Here is an 18162-nt window from a genome sequence, read left to right on the forward strand (position 1 = left end):
GATGGTCAGACCATCGAGCTCGTCAGCGGTCAGGGTGACGGTGCCGTCCGGGTTAACCGTTCCCGCCGAGAGGGTTGCGCCTTCAGGAATATTGGAAATGGTTACCGACAGCACTTCCCCAGCATCAGTGAGGCCTGCATCGATATCAATCGCAATGGCGCTGTCTTCGGCGCCGGATGTAGATGCTGATACTGACAGGGTAGGAGTATCGGCTTGGGTTTCTGAAATAGATGAGGTTGAAGAACCTTCGGCACTGCTTGATGCACTGCCACCGCCGCCGCCAATTGAGCGGTTGGGGGCGGAAGAGCCAGCAGGATTGAAGTTGTTGTTTCCGGTCGCAGATGGGGACTCAGGAGAAAAAAACTGTTCTGCGTTTGGAGCACCTTCATTCACGGGCTGACCTGCCGCTTCAGAAGTCGTAGATCCATTGCTGCCCGGATTAGCCGAAAATGAGGTGGAATCGGTGTCGCCTTCATATGAACCAGGAAAGTTGTTTCCTGATCCAAGCTGGTTCTGAAAATCGTTCGAGGTCAGCTCGATATCAGAAAAGGGCTGGTTCGAGCCGGATTGATCAATGTTTGGGCTAAATGGATCATAGGGATCACGATCGCCGGTATGGACGCTGGCCAAGGCAGATTGCTGTCGCATCAGCGCAAGGGAAAAAGGACTATTTCCAGTTGAAAGTTTGGGAACCAGAAACTGTACTTGTTCGGGGGTATAGGCCATAGCGACGCGTCCCTGTCCTGATCAAAAAAAATTATATCCTGCTCCTGAATATAGGAAGCACAATGATCATTACGTAGTAAGAAGATAAAACATATGCTGCTATGGTTGTGAAATGTTATTGTTTTGTTGGCTGAGCGGTTATCCTGTCGGAGGCATTTTTGCAGCAAGCGCGCCGTATCCTGATTGTTGATGATGATCCAGATATCACCAAACTCCTGGAAGTGTACCTGCTTGATGAGGGGTACGACGTTGAAGTCGCATTTACAGAACAAGAAATGTGGGCCTGCTTATCGGGTAAAAATTTTGATCTGATATTGCTTGATATCTTGCTTCCCGATGGAGATGGATTTGACATTACGCGCCGACTTCGCGAAGTATCAGATACCGCGATTATCCTGATTTCCCGAAAAAATACAGATATAGACCAGATTGTCGGGTTGGAACTTGGCGCAGATGATTATGTGCCCAAGCCATTGGAACCACGTGCACTTTTGGCGCGTATTAAGAGCGTTTTACGGCGTTACAAAAAGGTAACGGTAGAAGTTCCCCATGAGCCAACAGAAACAGACACATCAACGTTAAAAATTGATGGGTGGCAACTCGATACGACGACATATCGGCTTACTCATCATAACGGGACGCAGCACGTACTGTCGGCCAATGAAGCAAATCTTCTTGCTCATCTTGTGCGGAATGAAGGACGTGTTTTGACGCGAAATGATCTTATGGTCGCAATTTCAGGTCGTGAGTGGGAGTATATGGACCGGAGTATCGACATCATGATTGTCAAGTTGCGGAGAAACATTGAAACGGACCCCGGAAATCCATGTCTGATTCAGACAGTAAGAGGTGCGGGGTATATTTTTAAGGCATCGCAGAAAGATAATAATAGTGTCTTGGGTGCGGTAACGGATGACTGATTAAGGGCAAGTGGCATGAGCCCAACAAAGAGACAACAATATTCTAACACCATATAGGCTGTATGGATTAGCTCTTTGATGCACTATTCAGACTAATCATAAAGTTGCTTGTGCTGACGACGCCTGCACATCAAACGGGAGCTTAGAATGGCCAAATATTCGTCCGACGTTGCCCCGATACCAGTTCGTGCACATCGGATTGATGCGCCAAAAATAAGAGTACGGTTTGCTGAGGCCGGGGCAATTATTACCTCATCGGTGATGATTAACCTTTTGGCTCTTGCTCTGCCTCTTGGTATTTTGATGATCTATGATCGGATTATTCCAAATAAATCATTTCCCACACTTGCTGTATTGATCTTTGGAATCTCGGTGATTGTGGGCATCGATCTTGTGCTTCGTCTTGTGCGTTTGTCACTTGAATCGCGTGTGACGGCCAGGCTGGATCACGTTGCGCGAACAAGATATATCGAAGCACTTTTGTCTCAACGTCATCCGACACGTACCAACATGTCGCTGAATGATTTGTTGGGAAAACTTGCGCAAAGCTTGCCTAGGCGCGAACGAAAACTTTTGATGATTAAGAGTGTTGCAGACATCCCGTTTGCATTCGCTTTCCTATGTGTGATTGGCTTGATCACCGGGGAGTTGGTTCTGCTGCCGATTGGTATTTGTCTGATTTTCGGGTTTTGGTCTTTTCTTCTTGCTGTGCAGCATCGTCGGGCGTCAGAGAGGTTGCGGTCTGGAAATACCGACAAGCAGGATTTCGTAGACCGGACCTTTGATAGTTTGGCTCAGATAAAAACATTGGCAGTAGAGACCCCGATTCTGCATCGCCTGTCCCGACTATATGAAAGACAGGCGTTTCGTTTCCGTAAGCAAAAACAGTACTCGATGACGATTGGGAATGTTTACAGTCTTTTTTCCCAATTGATGATTGGTAGTGTAGTCGTCGCAGGGAGTTTCGCCGTTCTGGAAGGCAACTTGTCTCATGGGGGACTTGCCGCCTTTACCCTTTTGGCCGGGCGAGCATTGGAACCCATGCGCAGCGTTTATGAAATTATTGTGGGCGGCAGTAGTGCTGGTGACAGGGCAAAAAGAAAGGCGCTCTTAAACGCGGCGAACAATCAATTTGATGTACTGACAGGGGCGGGGGAAAAACGTTTGTTCAAGAAACCGCCCGCCATTACGGCCTCATGTACGGTTCAAAGCGAAGAAACCGGTGTGGTTCTTGCCGTCAATTTGTCCGTAGCATCAGGAGAAACTGTCGCAATCAGAAGCAATACAAGCAGCGGGAAGTCTGTTCTAGCTTACAGTTTGCTTGGTCTTGTTCCGTATAAAGGGACAGTAAAATTCGATCAGACTCTTCTTGATGCCAGCAATGCAGAAGCAATCCGTAACGAGATTACACTTCTGGGACGTTTGCCGCAGTTACCTCGTGGACAGATGATGAATGTTTTGAGTTGTGGGCAGGAAGATCGGTATGCGGATGTTCGGTACCTATGTCATTTGATCGGGCTTGATGTGCCAGTCAAACGGTTGCCTGATGGGTACAGCACGGTGCTTGGCGACGATCCTACCAAGCTGCCAAATGGGCTATTGCAGCAAATTGCAATTGTCCGGGGGCTGGCTGCGAATAACAAAGTCATCATTGTTGATGATGCGACGTTGTCGCTTGATGCCAGCAGTGAATTGCGGTTCGCCAAAGTTCTCAAAATGCTGCGTAAAACAGCGACAATTATTATCCTGACGGACCGTCCATCCCTGACGTCAATCTGCGACCGTCAACTGGTTCTCGAAGATAAACAGCTTATCGATGCACAACCGGCGAAGGAGGCCTGATATGGCAGTTCAGATGATGCCCCCAGGCCTTACGCCGAGTATCGATAGCTTGGGGAACTTGTTGAACAATGTGCGTTATGACGGGGTCCGCAAGCTGTTTTATCTTGCCGGGGCAAGCATTACGCCAATTGACATGGCAAGCCTGCGGGAGATGGATGGTGATTTCAGGTTCGATGAAATTGCGGAAATCGCCCTAACCTTGTCAATTTCGCCTAAAATTCAGCGGCATCGACTTGAAGACTTGCTGTTGAATGAAAACCTGTTTGCCTTTGAAACGTCAGATGGGGAATTGTATATCTTTATACCTGGCGTGCACGGAGAGATTCAATGTCTTTCCCCGGAGACCGGCCTCGAACATGCGATGCCCGATTTGGGTGCGCGGGGGCGTGCAGTTATCCTGCAGGAAAGTAATGATCCGGGGCGCGCTGATAAGAAGGCTAACCAGACCAAGTTCAATTGGTTGAAAACAGCATTGTCGGGTTCAAAAAATTCCGTTTTTCAGCTTGCGATGATTACATTTGTTGCCAGCTTGCTTGCTCTTGCCATGCCCATGTTTACGCTGGCGGTGTATTCTCAGGTTCTGCCAACGCAAAGCGTTGACGCATTGCTGTATCTGACTGTCGGGCTTGTGATTGCAACTTTTGCCGAGTTCTGCTTGCGCATGTTGCGTAGTCGTATTCTTGCTAACGCGGCGGCACTTCTTGATCTTAAAGTCAGTGTGGCAAGAAATTCCAGATTGATGCGGATGTCAGTTGCCTTGGCGCGACGGTTTAACAGTCGGGATGCGTCGGCAATTATCAAGGATCACGAACGGCTTAGTAATATTGTTACAGGCCCGATCGGGACGGCTATTCTTGAGCTTCCGATCTTTGTTGCGTATTTGGCCGTACTCGGTCTTCTGGGGGGATGGCTTGCGCTTATTCCTGTTGTGCTGCTGGGGGTTGGCAGCATTTTCATCCTGCGTCTTTTGTCATATGCAAATGAACGGACCAAATCGGCCCTGAGAAGGGCTGAGGAGTACGGGGTGATCTGTGATGAATTATCACGCCGGTTATTTGCAATGAAAAGAGAAGGTAGCGGTGCACGTTGGCATCACCGGTTTACCAATGCTTCTGCACGTCTTGCCGAAGCGGAAATGCAACGGCAAAAAACCTTCTCCTATGCCAGGATTGCGACAAGCACGCTGACATCGTTAATTGTTGCAATCTCGCTGGCATTTGGCGCGGTTATGGCAATGAACGAAATCATCGGACCGGGCGAACTTATCGCGGTTGTTGCCGTGGTATGGCGCATGATGTCTCCTGTCCCATCGATTCTTGAGGCTGTGCTGCGTCGTGAAGAAATTACCAATCTGATTGAAAATGCTACCTATCGGGCAGACGATAGCCCTGAGTCAGTGCGCAGTCATGCATTGGGTGGACAGGGTGCAGGGATTGATGGCCGAGTAAGCTTCTCATCCGTGCTGTTTAACTATCAAAGCGGGCAGGCTCCTGCTTTGCGCAACCTGAATTTTGAAATCCAGTCGCGCGAAATGGTCGTTGTTACCGGGGCAAATGGCTCTGGAAAGTCGACTGTCCTTGATCTAATTGCCGGATTGAATTCGCCTCAGCTTGGTACTGTAACCATTGATGGAGTCTTTCCGGCACAGGTTCCTCAGTCTGTGTTGCTTCAGTCTGTTGGATATCTATCGCGTGACACCAATATGTTACCAGTGACCATTCGTGAATTCTTAGCAATGGGGCGTGAACAGTTTTCTGATGCGGAAATTGTTGAGGGCTGCGAACAACATGCTATCCACAACGATATTTGCCGATTGCCAGCAGGTTATGAAACTCGGATTTGTGATATGGCACAGGATAGTTCTTTGCTGCGCCGTATTGGCCTTGCTCGGGTCTTGATGACGCGATCCCGACTGATCCTTATCGATGAGCCGGACGCATCATCGCTTGAGGCCAGAACAGCGTTTTTGTCGGCAATTCGGCAGATACGTGACGACACAACCATCGTCATTGTGACGCATGAACCGGACTATATTTCGGTTGCGGATCGAATTTTGGTGATGAACCAAGGAACGATTGTGCGTGATTGTGCTCCAAAAGACATCGTCCGCCAGAAAGAGGCTACCTCGTCATGACCGAACAGACGTATAAAAAAGCTGTGACTGCGCAGAGCAAAGGCTCCTGGAGCAATAATGCGATTACGGCGAGTCAGTTGTTTGATCGTAAAACGTCGAGCAAGTTGTCTTTGCTGACAACGTTTTCTCTTTTTGCTGTCATGGCAGGTGTGATTACTTGGTCGGCATTTATGCCGATCACGGAAATTTCAGCAAGCTCTGGCGAAGTTGTCCCATCCGGCTCCTTGCAAAATGTTCAGCATCTTGAGGGGGGGATTGTCTCGTCAATTGATGTCCGCGAAGGCCAATATGTGAAACAGGGGGACATTCTTGTTGAGCTCTCTCCGCATATTGCACAATCGGAACTTGATCAGTTGCAAACCCGTTTGGTCGGATTGCAGTTTCGGATCCAGTTTTTGACCGCCGCACGTGGTGACAACATCCCCGATATCGATGATTTTGATAAGGAATATTCCGATATTGCACAGGCTGTCCAATACGAACTCTCAACCAAGCGCGAAACAATTTCTTCGCAGATTGAGGTTCTCAGGCAGCAGGAAAAAGAACGCGAGGCAGAACGCGCAACGCTGAAAAGTCAAGCGGCAGGTGTTGCCGAGCAGATCCGTTTGAAGAATGAGCAGGTAAAAGGCCGCCGGATTTTGGCTGAAAAAGGTTTGTTCCCTCGCATGGATTTGATTGAGGACGAAAGGGAACTGGCCGGCCTTGTCGATAATCGTTCAGTACTTGTGCTTGAAGCATCACGTGTGGGTGAACGTATTGGCGAAGTTCGCCAAAGAATTATCGAGACACGTGCCCGTTATCAGTCCGAAATTGCAACGGAATTAAGCCAGTTGGCATCCGAAGCGGCAGAGACCAGGGTGGCAATTGTCCGTGCACAAGACCGAGTGGACCGCTTGTTGGTGCGTGCACCAGTTTCAGGTCGAGTCAAAGGTTTGGGAATCAAGACAATTGGGGGCGTGGTTGATCCCGGAGCAACCATGATGGAAATTGTTCCCGATGACACCCAGCTTAAGGTTGAGGCCCGTATTTCGACGCAGGATATCGGGCATGTTCATGTCGGGCAGGAAGCAAACATCAAGGTGCTAACCTACGACTATTCTCGTTTTGGCACGATTCCGGGGGAAATTTCCCAAATTTCTCCAACTACTTTCATTGATGAACAAGGGGTTCCTTTCTACAAGGCTGATATTCTTCTTGAAAGTTCTTATGTTGGTGAGAATGCTGACTTGACGATATCGCCGGGGATGACGGTTATTGCCGACATCCTGACCGGTGAGAAAATGCTTCTTGAGGCAATCATGTCGCCTGTTATCAAAAGCTTTGACAGCGCCTTTCGAGAGAGATGATCGTTTAACGGAAGATGGGCAATGTTGCGACGCGCCTATCTTCTTAATGAATTGTATTTCTTGTTTGAGTTTCGGTTTGAACGGTCTTTCTATGCATTCTGCGGGCTGCTCTTAATGGGATAAATGCAATACAGAGTTCCAAGCATCAGGTGACTTCATGGGACGCTTTCGGGAAAAAATCTGATAGTGATCTGACTACCCGTAAGTCATTTAATAGGGGATGGATGTTGTTCCGGAAATATTGGTCAAATCTTGCTTTGTCCCGAAAATTCGCACTGGGCAGTGTCGTGATGATGACATGCCTTACGGTCATTGCAGGTGTAAGTGTAACGTTATTTGTTCACAACCAGATTTTGCGGGAAGTAGAACAAGAGTTGGACCGTGAAGCTTATGCGGGGGCAAGCCGCATGGCCTTGTATCTGGAGACGGTTCACTACAACCTAAAAAACCTTGCAACATCCAGTCTGGTTCTTAATGGGATTGTGAACCCTTATGAAAAGAGCAAGCATCTGATTCCCTTTTTGCAAGGGTTTCGGGCTTCGGATAGCCTGTATACAGATGTTGGTCTTTTTGATTTGAATGGTCATGTTCTTGCGCAATCCAATATTGACCCACAATCGAGCATCTCTGGCGAACCAGGTTTTGCAGATGCAATTGCCGGTGACGTTCGTGCTGTCTATCATGAAGCTGCGGATAATTGGAAATCGTACATAGCGATAAGCTATCCGGTGTTTGATGATAGAACCCAAAGCATCGAAGGTGTTTTGCGGGGACGTATCCATCTTGGCAATTTATCGGATGTTTTGGCGCCAAACGAGGAAACGCCATTCTTTTTCAAATTGTCTAATGCAACAGGAAAAAAAATTGGTGAGTGGTCGTGGCCGACGGATATGGGGCTCCTGACCCGAAGTTCCATTGTTGAATTAAAATCGCCATTAAACCAACTCGTGTTGACGTTCGATGTTGGACGTGTCGAGACAGAGGCTCTTGCTCCGGTTCAAAGACTGGTTGCAAATATTGTGGGGTTTGCGGTTACTTTCATTTTGATTACCGCATTGTTGGCTGTTTTTGTCGGACGAAAACTTAGTAGCCCTTTGCGGATGCTTGAAAGAACCGCGTCGCGGATTGCCACCGAAGGATATTTTGATGTTGAGTTACCCGATTTGGGTAATGATGAAGTAGGACGCCTTTCAAGTAGTTTTCGTGAAATGCTGGGACATATCAATGTTTCCTATAGCGTGCTTGAAGCCCGTGTAACGTCGCGAACGAGAGAACTTGAAGAAGCCCGGTTGCGTTTGCGAGATAGTGCGAACCAGCTTCAGTCCATTCTTGATAATGTGGTTGATACGATTATCACGGTGGATGTCTACGGCAGAATACAATCATGCAATAATGCTGGCGGGGAATTGTTTAAGTGCCCCGTGGAACGGCTGATTGGCAAAAACATTGTCGACTTTATCGATATTCGTGACCTTGAAGTATTTCTGATTCCGACATCGGATCGTTTCAATCATGATCAGCAGCGGATCATGAAAGAAGCCGTTCTTTATCCTGTCTATGGTGCGGATGTACCGATTGAGTACGCCATCGGCGAGTATATGGAAATTGAAGATAAACGGCTTGTGACTTTGCTGATCAGAAACATCACGAAACGCAAAGAGGTGGAAAAGCTCAAAGAAGAGTTTATTTCTTCGGTTAGCCATGAATTGAGAACACCTTTGACCTCAATCACGGGGGCTTTATCCCTTGCGAAGCGCGATGCCGTTGTGCCTCAGTCGGATCGGCTTCAAAAACTTCTTGATGTGGCTTTGGATAACTCCAAAAGGCTCGGAGATTTGGTGAATGATATTCTCGATCTTGAGAAACTTGAGAATGGTAAAATCAGCTTCACTCTTGAAGACCTTGATATTGGAGAACTTGTCCAAAGTTCAATCGATGCATTTACTCCCTATGTGCGAAAGCATGGCAAGAAAGTTAGGATTATTCCGTCAACGCAGTTTTTTGAGGTTCTTGGAGATGAAGGGCGCTTAATGCAGGTGATGAATAACCTGTTGTCCAATGCTGCGAAATATAGCGGTGACAATACGACAATCGATGTCATCGTTGCAGCCGTCGGAAGCGACGTCAGGGTGTCCGTGATTGATCAGGGGTCGGGAATTCCACCGTCTTTACGTGCACACATGTTTAGCCGGTTTTGGCAGGCAGATGGTTCAAATACAAAGAAAGCAAACGGGACAGGTTTGGGACTGGCGATCACCAAATCTTTGATGGAAGGCAACGGAGGGCGGATTGGTTACCGTTCTCGTGCAGGTGTCGGATCAGTTTTTTATATTGATTTGCCAGTTAAGAAAACGGCTGTTCTCAAGAAGGAAGCTGAAAAAGGAGTGGTTGCTGTTGGTCCGAGTAATAACGGAATGATACAGCCCATACTAAAAGGCAAATCAGCAAACTTTGAGCACATCGAACTTATCGAAATATCTCGCCGGGCACAGGCCGTACTTTATCTTGAAAGCGGTGCCTTTATCAGAAAGGTTCAAACTGTTCCCGCTGAGGAAGATGAGGAAAGTTTGGCTACTCGGGTGGAAGAGATATTGATAAATATAAGTAATGGGTCGTTGAAATACGATCTTCACTGGTTGAGTACGAGCAATGAACGAAAATAAGGAATTAAACAAAATTTTTGTCGTTGAAGATGATGTAGATATACAGTTCATCATTGAAATGGCTTTGGTAGAGTTTGGCGGGTTCGAGGTTATTATCTGCCCGGATGGCAAAGCCCTGTTCAATGAATTGGAAAACAGCCAGCCTGATCTGATTCTTCTAGATGTGATGCTTCCCGATGATGATGGGCCTACAATTATTACAAAATTAAAGGCGGATCTAGCCTACGTAGATATACCGGTTATTTTTGCAACTGCCAGAGTTCGTGGCAAAGATGTGCAGTCTTACATGGATTTGGGGGCGATTGGCGTATTATCAAAACCATATGAAATTGAAGAATTATGCTACCAAATACGGGATATGTTCCATCGGTCGTGAACGATGGCTGCGTGATATTGAAATTTATTGTCGGCAGATGAGAAGGCTATTCCTTATCGTTTCAGTCCAGTCGTTGGCGGAGGAGGAATTCGAGCATTTCCTTTGAGGCCGATCAGATAGAACTATTTTGCTATTGATCCTTGCCGAGACGCGTTTCTACCCGTTTTGGTGAAGGGAATAGATGAAAATGCGGACTTTGGCTGACAGGTTCTGTTGCTCCGGATAAATCGCATAAATATCTACGTTCACAAGGTTACATTGCGGGAGAACAAGTCGAAATCGGTCTTCTTTGACACGTCAGGCAAATATTCCATTCGGAACGCATCATGATGCCATGGCCCTTTAGAACCTAGGTTGAATCGACATTTACATCCATAGGATAGCAGCGGCGAGATATACGAAAGACAGATAATAGCAGGCCTTAGGATCATAACGTGTGGCCAGTCTTCGCCAGTGCTTGAGCTTGTTGAACGTCCGCTCGACAACGTTTCTGCGTTTATAGATTTCCTTGTCGTAGTCGCGCTGCTGCTTTCGATTGGATCTTGGTGGAATAACCGCAACAGCCTCCATGGCGGCGATGGCGTCAAGTATTTCCTGACTGTCATACCCTTTATCTGCCAGCACATGCGATGGACGAAAACCATCAATCAGTTCAAGGCCCTTTGTGCAATCATTGCGCTGCCCACCGGTCAGGAGCAAACGCAAAGGACGTCCCAGAGCATCGACACACATGTGGATTTTGCTGCTTAGTCCTCCTCTGGAACGCCCCAAAGCCTCATTTTGTGCCCCCCTTTTCCTGTCGCAGCCTGCTGATGGGCCCGAACAATCGTTGAGTCGATCATGAGATATTCGTTATCCGGCGCCTCGATGAGAGCATTGAAAACCTCTTCCCACACCCCGGCCTTGGCCCAGCGCGTGAAACGCTTATGGACTGTTTTCCATTTGCCATACCGCTCCGGCAAGTCATGCCAGTGCGCACCACTACGCAAAACCCAAAGCACGCCATTTACGAACTGAAGGTTGTTCTTCCCGCTGCGTCCCCGGTCTCCCTGCTTACCGGGAACAATGGCTTCAATTCTGCTCCATTGTTCGGAGCTCAGTTCGTAGCGTTTCATCATCTTCTCCACTGACCGTTAAAACGGTGGGAGTGAATCAAAATTGGTCCGCTTTGGGAATCCCAGCAATTAAATGTCGATTGGCCCTAGGTGTTTAGTCCCGGCATTTGATGGTGTATTTTTATCATCAGAATGGAAGGGTTCATTATGGGACAAATTCTACATGGATGCGCCCGCACGACAGAGGCGGTGCGTCGAGCGATACAAAATAGTCAAGAGAGCCTGAAAACCCTTGCCATGCGTTATGGGATCAATCCCAAGACGGTCGCCAAATGGAAGAAGCGAACCACGGTATCTGACCGTCGGACCGGACCGCATACTCCCAAATCGACCGTCCTGACGCTTGAGGAGGAAGCCATTGTTGTGGCGCTTCGCAAACACACCTTGTTGCCGCTCGATGACTGTCTGTACGCCCTGCAGCCAACGATCCCGCATTTGACCCGCTCGTCTTTACATCGCTGTTTCCAACGCCACGGCATTAGCCGCTTACCCGATGTGGAAGGAGACAAACCGGTAAAGAAAAAGTTCAAATCCTACCCGATCGGTTACTTCCACATCGACATCGCCGAAGTGAGAACAGCCGAGGGAAAGCTGTATCTGACCGTCGCCATAGACCGCACCAGCAAGTTCGTCTTCGTCAAAGTAACGAAGAAAACCAGCCGGGTAACAGCATCGGCATTTCTAGAGGCTCTGATCGAAGTGGTGCCCTACAAAATCCACACCGTGCTGACCGACAACGGCATCCAGTTCACCTTCCCGCCCCGTTATGCTGACGGGCCAACAGCACGGTATACGACCCATATGTTTGATATGCGATGCCAGGAAAATGGCATTGAGCATCGCCTTACCAAGATCAAGCATCCTTGGACCAATGGCCAGGTTGAACGCATAAATCGGACAATCAAAGAAGCGACTGTCAAACGTTATCACTATGACAGTCACGCCCGGTTCGAGGCCCATCTGACCCACTTCGTCAACGCTTACAACTTCGCCCGAAGACTCAAGACGCTCGGTGGCCTGACGCCATATGAACACATCTGCAAAATATGGACAAAAGAACCAGAACGCTTCAAACTCAATCCGATCCATCAAATGCCGGGACTAAACACCTAGGCTTAGAATCAGCAGCTAACATTGCGATTATGGCAAACTAGAAGAGTAACGTCGGCAACGCCAATCTTCCTTCTTTTCCAAGCTAGTTACGGATCTGTCGGTCACCAGTTCCGTGGTGTTTCATCCTACCAGCAAATTTACGATTAGAGAGACTTTTTCAAGGTATTTCGTGAAATGTCGGCTTTTCTGTCAATTTCGCAGTTTTTTGTCACCTTTTGTGACAATCCCTGCCAACTTCTATGGCAATCAGGAATGCTAAGTATTTGATTTAGCAATAACTCGAATGTCAGCTTTTCTGGCATGTGACACGTATGATATTATTATATGATGAATAGCAATCCGCTCGATAACGTGCGGGTTTCTTTCGTGCATTTGCCCTAATTTTTTAGGATGCATACTCGCGGTTCATCATCTCGGTCCTTGTAAATTTTCAGCGGTGTCAATTTCTGTAGGCAGAATGCGTTCCGCCAAGGCCGGTGTGTCCGAATTTTCTTATGCTAAACAACCTGTTACAGTTTCGTTGTTAACAAACAACCGAATAGGTTGTAATTGTTCAAATCTAGCCGGGGAACGCGAACCGGTATAGCGGCGCTGCCGAAGGCGCGTGGTGATCGCGCATCTGGTTGAGGGCGGGCTTCTTGGCATGGGACATGACAAACATTATGTACTGAAGTTCGGTGAATTCGAGCTTGAGATGCCGCACAAGAATCTCAGCCGCGACGGTACACGGTTAAAGCTTGGTGGCCGGGCTGTAAGCTTGCTTGCTGTTCTGGCCGAAGCAGATGGGGCACTGGTTTCACGCGATATGCTGTTAGCACAGGTTTGGCCCGGTCAAACCATTGATGACAGCGCTATTCGCGTTCATTTGTCGGCACTGAGAAAGGCTCTGGGGCCTGTGGATGACGGCAATCATGTGATCGTTAATGAAGCCGGGCGGGGATATCGTCTTGCATTGATAGTCAGCCGAAGTGAGCGGCCAAATTCAAGTCATTTCCCCGAAGATGATCATGTAAATATTAACCTGCCAGCACGAATTGGCGCGATTATCGGGCAGGATTTGACGATTGCGTCTCTGTCAGACGAGTTGATTGCCCGGCGTCTTATTACGGTTGCAGGGCCGGGTGGAATTGGCAAAACCACCATCGGTATTGCTGCGGGACGATCTGCGGCGCAAAAAACGGGTGCCGCAGCATTCTTTGTTGATTTTTCGCCAATCGGTAACGATGGACTTGTCGCGCCCACGATTGCTGTTTCCCTTGGCTTGACGTCATCAACTTCGGACCTGTTCGGGGCATTGATCAAAGAGTTCCGTGGCAAGACGACATTGCTGGTTTTTGATAATTGCGAGCATGTTTTGGAAGAAGTATCGCGGATTGCTGAAAACCTTTTGGTATCATTACCCGATTTGATGATCCTGTGTACAAGTCGCGAACCGCTTGGTGCGCAGGGTGAATGGATACACCGCCTTGCCCCCTTGGAATTGCCGCCTGTTTATGAGGAAACAATATCCGACGACATCGGGCGGTTCCCGTCGGTCCAACTGTTTTGTGAACGCGCAAAATCGGTTCGTAATGATTTCGTCCTTGGCCCCAAAAACTGGACAGCCGTTGTTGATATTTGCCGTCGGCTTGACGGTATGCCGCTTGCAATCGAGTTTGCTGCGGCGCGGATGAATGTCTTGACGGCGGCAGTCATTGCAGAGGGGCTGAAGGAACGGTTCGATCTTTTGTCAAAAGGGCGGCGCACTGCAATACCGCGCCATAAAACCCTGCGTGCGACGCTGGATTGGAGCTACGACCTTTTGGGGGAAAGTGCTCGTCTGGTACTGAACAGATTGTCTGTTTTTCGTAATGCATTTGATGTTGAAGATGCCGGGGCAGTTGCGGTTGGCGGGAAGATCAGTGACGTCGATGTTTTCGATGAACTGGTCGATCTGGTTGAAAAATCAATGCTGATCCCGCAGTCGCGAAACGGGGAAATGTATTACCGCTTGTTGGAAACAACCCGCCAGTATGCAATGGAAAAACTGGTTACCTCGGGCGAGGCAAATGCAGTTCGAAAGAAACATGCCACATATGTCACATCGTTGTTTTCAGACACGAAAGACGTTTGGGAAGGTAAGGCATCTCGTGCGAGCATTGACGTCAAAAGCCATTATATTGATGACATTCTTTCGGCGATTGATTGGGCTATTGGCGAAGATGGCGATATCGAGCTGGGCCAAGGGGTGCTTGCCGCAAGTTCGTCGCTTTGGTTCCATCTATCCCTTCCTGGTGAATTCCTTGCGCATACTCGTCGTTTTCTTTCGGCGATCGAATATGATGGCGGGGATGATCGATCTTTTGAGCTGTTGGCGGCCTATGGTCATGCTCTTTGGCATAAAGAAGGCCCCGGTGATGAAATGCGCGATGCCTTTGAAAAGGCGTTGGCAATAGCACAGCGTCGTCGTGATGAACCCCTTGTTTTACGCGCTATCTGGGGGATCTGGGCGCAACAGATTCTGTCTGGTAATTATGACCAAAGTCTTTTGACCGCGAATGATTTTTTTGGACGTCTTCGTCCAGATGACGGTGTGGCCAATCGGGCGACCGGGCTGCATATGAAGGCGCTTTCAACACATTTTTGCGGCGACCATGAAACCGCATTAATCCTTCTTGTGCAGGTAATCGAGGCAGATAAAGCCCCCATTCGTGTCGATCACGCAAATCATGCACAGGTTGATGGCAAGGTCGCCGTGATGAGTTTGCTGATGCGGATCAAATGGCTGACAGGTGCACTTGAAGAAGCCATGAAAATTGCAGTTGATTGCGCCGAGGATGCCTTTGGTCTCGACCATACCCTTTCCATTTGTTACGGCCTTGGTGTCGGATGTATTCCGGTTGCAATTGCCAACAAGGAATATGATCTGGCCCGGAAATGGATTATTGCCCTTCGAGCGCAGACAAATTCCAAGGGACTTGATCATTGGGGAAACTTTGCCGATGGCTATGAGGCCGCAATCGAAGGCCGGTGTGATTTTCCGGTAACGTCGAGTAAAATGCAGAGTGAAATGTTTAAAATTGCATGCAGTTCTTGTCAGGTTAATCCTGATCAAGTGTCTGATGTGAAATGGTTTTGTTCTTCCGTTATGGCGTCTTAACAACTCTTAACAACGCATAACTCACACTTCCCAATCGGTACAGGCAATCTGTCTTCATCAAAACGCGAACGGCGAAAGATGGAGATACACAAAATGGTGCCTGATCATATAGCTGCACAGATTGGCAAATCCCAATTCACGTTGCCTGTGCCTTTCCGTACAAGCGATATACGCGTCAGCGGTGACGTTACAGATCGTTATGGTGCTGACTGGAAAGAATTTGCGGCTCGTTATCGCGGGAATGAAAAAAAGTTTAATGCCGGGCCGGATCTGTCAGGCTGGCGACTGCGGAAAATAAAGACCTACATCGAAGAAAATCTTGAAGAGCGGATATCAACGCAGACCATGGCAGGTCTGGTTAATCTGAGTCCGGGATATTTCTGTCCGGCATTCAAGAACACCATTGGCCTGACACCGCAGGCATACATCATGCAAAGGCGCCTGATGCGGGCGCGAAAATTGCTGTCGTCTGATCTGCGAATGGCGATCAACGAGATTGCATTTTCGTGTGGATTTACCGATCAGGCCCATCTGAATAACCGGTTCAAGACTGCGTTTGGTGTTTCGCCGGGGATGTGGCGCAAGTTGCGCGGTCACGCAAATGACCAACTTCAGGTTGAGAACCACCATAGCATGGCGAGCGCGTCATGATCCCCACAGATGATTATCCGGCCAAGCCGATGCATATGATGGCTGCAAGCAAGCATCGTCAGCTTGATCCGACAATCAGGTCATTTTTGGATCGAGTCGAGGAAAGCAGCAACGATATCCGTGCAATTGATCTTGAGAAATTTGTCCTTTGTGTTCCAAGCGCGGAAAGTTACCGCCAAATCGAAACGCAAGAGACCCCTTGTGTGAACTGGCGTGTCATTCATCCGGCAGGTTTGGTTGAGGCGCGAAACGCGTTCATTTTCTATCTGTGCCGGAATCAGCAAGATGGCGTTGATGGCTGGGCAACGCACGGTATGGCCGCATTGAAAATGGCACAAGCCAGCCAATTTAGTCTGGTATTTGCCGAAATCCGTCAGGGTGCGGATAAGAAGGAAACCCTTCGTGCCGTTCGTGGGGTTCTCGAAACTCTGCATCGTCAGGCGGCAGGGTTTGGGCTTGATACCGAAAGTTGGGCAATGATTGCTGATGGCGACAGTAGCCTTGCGGCGATCGAGTGTCTTGTTGTCTCGGCAAATGATCCGTTTCCCCGGCCGCTCAGTCTTGTCCTGCTAACGCCAGTCGTTGGAGCGGCGATTAAAGACGAAATGTCCTATTGCCTGACATGTCCGACTTTGACGAGGTTTTCAGCCGACTTTAATCCGTCATTGGAGCAATTAAGGCTGTTGCCACCGTCACTGATTGTGCTGGCCGGTGTCGACCCCTTTCGGGCAGCAGGCGAGGCATTTGCGCAGCGATTGGTTACCGCGGATGTCGAAACGGTTGCGGTCTGCGTGCTGGGCGCCATTCATGATTTTTGCTGGGTTGCTCCCTTGTTTGGTAGCCCGGTCACGGCAACGGCACACAGCCTTGTCACCAATGTGCTTTCTGCGGCCTTCGCAATGGTCAGGCCGACCTGACCAAGCATAGATATCGTCAAGGAACTGCTGAAACCACCCCTGCTTTCAATCGGTACTCAAGGGCGGGGTGCACATATCCACCGATCTTATTTGCCCAAATCAAGACGATCATTTTTCACCAGGAGAAAAATAATGACCCGTTCCAATTTTATCGAAACCACCGACGGTACCCGGATCTTTTTCAAAGATTGGGGCCCCAAGGATGCCCAACCGATCGTGTTCAGCCACGGTTGGCCGCTAAATGGTGATGCCTTTGAAGATCAGATGCTGTTTCTAGCCCAAAAGGGTTATCGGGTTATTGCCCATGACCGACGTGGCCATGGTCGTTCATCACAGCCGGGTTTTGGGAATGATATGGATCATTATTCGGATGATCTTGCGGCTGTGACCAAGGCATTGGACTTGAAAAATGCCGTTCATGTTGGTCATTCGACCGGTGGCGGCGAAGTTGCTCGTTATATCGGGCGGCATGGCACCCAACGCGTTGCCAAAGCCGTCTTGATTGGCGCGGTAACACCAATCATGGTCAAAACAGATTGGAATCCGAACGGTGTTCCAATGGAAGTTTTTGACGGTATTCGCGAAGGTGTTCAAAAGAACCGCGCACAGCTTTACAAGGATTTTCCGGCGGCTTTCTATGGCTTTAATCGCCCGGAAACAGAAGAATCCGAGGGGCTTGCCGATACATTTTGGTTGCAGGGTATGCAGGGCAGTATTTTGACCCAGTATGAATGCATTAAGGCATTCTCGGAAACAGATCTTCGCGAAGATCTGAAAAAAATGACCATCCCTACCCTGGTTATTCACGGAGATGACGATCAGATTGTCCCGCTTGAAACCACGGGAAAGGCCGCGATGAAATTGCTGCCGAAAGGTGAACTGAAAGTCATTGCGGGGGCGCCGCACGGACTTTGTTCCACGCACAAGGATGACATCAATGAATTGCTTTTGGCCTTTATCAAGGGCTGATATCTGAAAGCATGATTATGGGGCCGGTACTTTTAAGTATCGGCCTTTTTTTATGGTCGTTTGTCGGTGGGGTTTGAGATGCTTAATGTGAGTTAACCTATTAAAATAAAACATTTTTTCAGATATTGAACTCGTTATAGAAACATGAAAATCATACAATTTACGATGTGAGGCTCATACAATACCGGGGGCAAGATTCAGGGCAATGTTGATTTGCAACAACCGAGAGGCCAGCGCCTTTCGCCAGATAA

13 protein-coding genes are annotated in these 18162 nt (G+C 48.5%); 11 read left to right on the top strand and 2 right to left on the bottom strand.

Annotation, left to right across the window (positions count from 1 at the left end):
- On the bottom strand, positions 1–726 hold a 726-nt coding region (locus TALK_RS03040), incomplete at its 3' end, for a hypothetical protein (RefSeq protein WP_139833703.1).
- A 158-nt stretch (positions 727–884) separates the two neighbouring features.
- On the opposite strand from TALK_RS03040, the gene TALK_RS03045 reads away from it, so the two are divergent.
- From TALK_RS03045 to TALK_RS03070, 6 genes are all read left to right on the top strand, one after another.
- A complete protein-coding gene (locus TALK_RS03045) occupies positions 885–1646 on the top strand; it encodes a response regulator (protein ID WP_085615773.1) in 762 nt (253 codons plus the stop codon).
- Between the two features lie 147 nt (positions 1647–1793).
- Positions 1794–3488, top strand: a complete 1695-nt coding sequence (locus TALK_RS03050) for an ATP-binding cassette domain-containing protein (protein WP_085615775.1) — start codon at positions 1794–1796, stop codon at positions 3486–3488.
- 1 nt (position 3489) lies between these two features.
- A complete protein-coding gene (locus TALK_RS03055; protein WP_169714926.1) occupies positions 3490–5622 on the top strand; it encodes an ATP-binding cassette domain-containing protein in 2133 nt (710 codons plus the stop codon).
- The gene (locus TALK_RS03060; RefSeq protein WP_085615779.1) at positions 5619–6968 is read left to right on the top strand and encodes an HlyD family type I secretion periplasmic adaptor subunit; all 1350 of its coding nucleotides are present in this window, start codon (positions 5619–5621) and stop codon (positions 6966–6968) included. The genes TALK_RS03055 and TALK_RS03060 overlap by 4 nt, the downstream gene beginning before the upstream one ends.
- Before the next feature lie 224 nt (positions 6969–7192).
- Entirely contained in the window at positions 7193–9631 is a 2439-nt protein-coding gene (locus TALK_RS03065; protein ID WP_085615781.1) for a sensor histidine kinase, read from the top strand.
- Positions 9618–10007 carry a response regulator gene (locus TALK_RS03070; RefSeq protein ID WP_085615783.1) on the top strand — a complete coding sequence of 130 codons (390 nt, stop codon included), beginning with the start codon at positions 9618–9620 and terminating at the stop codon, positions 10005–10007. The genes TALK_RS03065 and TALK_RS03070 overlap by 14 nt, the downstream gene beginning before the upstream one ends.
- Positions 10008–10373: 366 nt before the next feature.
- Here TALK_RS03070 and TALK_RS03075 read toward each other — a convergent pair.
- A protein-coding gene (locus tag TALK_RS03075; RefSeq protein WP_139833723.1) for an IS5 family transposase occupies positions 10374–11122 on the bottom strand; the annotation gives its coding sequence in 2 pieces (ribosomal slippage) (positions 10374–10792 and positions 10792–11122; 750 coding nt in all).
- Between the two features lie 147 nt (positions 11123–11269).
- On the opposite strand from TALK_RS03075, the gene TALK_RS03080 reads away from it, so the two are divergent.
- The 5 genes from TALK_RS03080 (at position 11270) to TALK_RS03100 (ending at position 17911) form a co-directional block, all read left to right on the top strand.
- Positions 11270–12235 carry an IS481 family transposase gene (locus TALK_RS03080; protein WP_085616525.1) on the top strand — a complete coding sequence of 322 codons (966 nt, stop codon included), beginning with the start codon at positions 11270–11272 and terminating at the stop codon, positions 12233–12235.
- Positions 12236–12842: 607 nt separating this feature from the next.
- Entirely contained in the window at positions 12843–15374 is a 2532-nt protein-coding gene (locus TALK_RS03085; protein WP_085615785.1) for an ATP-binding protein, read from the top strand.
- A 93-nt stretch (positions 15375–15467) separates the two neighbouring features.
- Positions 15468–16025 carry a helix-turn-helix domain-containing protein gene (locus TALK_RS03090; protein WP_169714927.1) on the top strand — a complete coding sequence of 186 codons (558 nt, stop codon included), beginning with the start codon at positions 15468–15470 and terminating at the stop codon, positions 16023–16025.
- Positions 16022–16942, top strand: a complete 921-nt coding sequence (locus TALK_RS03095; protein ID WP_085615789.1) for an alpha/beta hydrolase fold domain-containing protein — start codon at positions 16022–16024, stop codon at positions 16940–16942. Before TALK_RS03090 ends, TALK_RS03095 begins: the two co-directional genes overlap by 4 nt.
- Before the next feature lie 132 nt (positions 16943–17074).
- Positions 17075–17911: an alpha/beta fold hydrolase gene (locus TALK_RS03100; protein WP_085615791.1), complete on the top strand. Its 837-nt coding sequence runs from the start codon at positions 17075–17077 to the stop codon at positions 17909–17911.
- Positions 17912–18162: the final 251 nt, after the last annotated feature.

It is taken from the genome of Thalassospira alkalitolerans (genome assembly GCF_002115745.1).
Classification (GTDB): domain Bacteria; phylum Pseudomonadota; class Alphaproteobacteria; order Rhodospirillales; family Thalassospiraceae; genus Thalassospira; species Thalassospira alkalitolerans.

Excerpts from the sequence above, each read along its gene's own strand:
- TALK_RS03050 (WP_085615775.1), top strand. The coding sequence starts at position 1,794 with ATGGCCAAATATTCGTCCGACGTTGCCCCGATACCAGTTCGTGCACAT.
- TALK_RS03055 (WP_169714926.1), top strand. The coding sequence starts at position 3,490 with ATGGCAGTTCAGATGATGCCCCCAGGCCTTACGCCGAGTATCGATAGC.
- TALK_RS03060 (WP_085615779.1), top strand. The coding sequence starts at position 5,619 with ATGACCGAACAGACGTATAAAAAAGCTGTGACTGCGCAGAGCAAAGGC.
- TALK_RS03065 (WP_085615781.1), top strand. The coding sequence starts at position 7,193 with ATGTTGTTCCGGAAATATTGGTCAAATCTTGCTTTGTCCCGAAAATTC.
- TALK_RS03070 (WP_085615783.1), top strand. The coding sequence starts at position 9,618 with ATGAACGAAAATAAGGAATTAAACAAAATTTTTGTCGTTGAAGATGAT.
- TALK_RS03080 (WP_085616525.1), top strand. The coding sequence starts at position 11,270 with ATGGGACAAATTCTACATGGATGCGCCCGCACGACAGAGGCGGTGCGT.
- TALK_RS03090 (WP_169714927.1), top strand. The coding sequence starts at position 15,468 with ATGGTGCCTGATCATATAGCTGCACAGATTGGCAAATCCCAATTCACG.
- TALK_RS03095 (WP_085615789.1), top strand. The coding sequence starts at position 16,022 with ATGATCCCCACAGATGATTATCCGGCCAAGCCGATGCATATGATGGCT.
- TALK_RS03100 (WP_085615791.1), top strand. The coding sequence starts at position 17,075 with ATGACCCGTTCCAATTTTATCGAAACCACCGACGGTACCCGGATCTTT.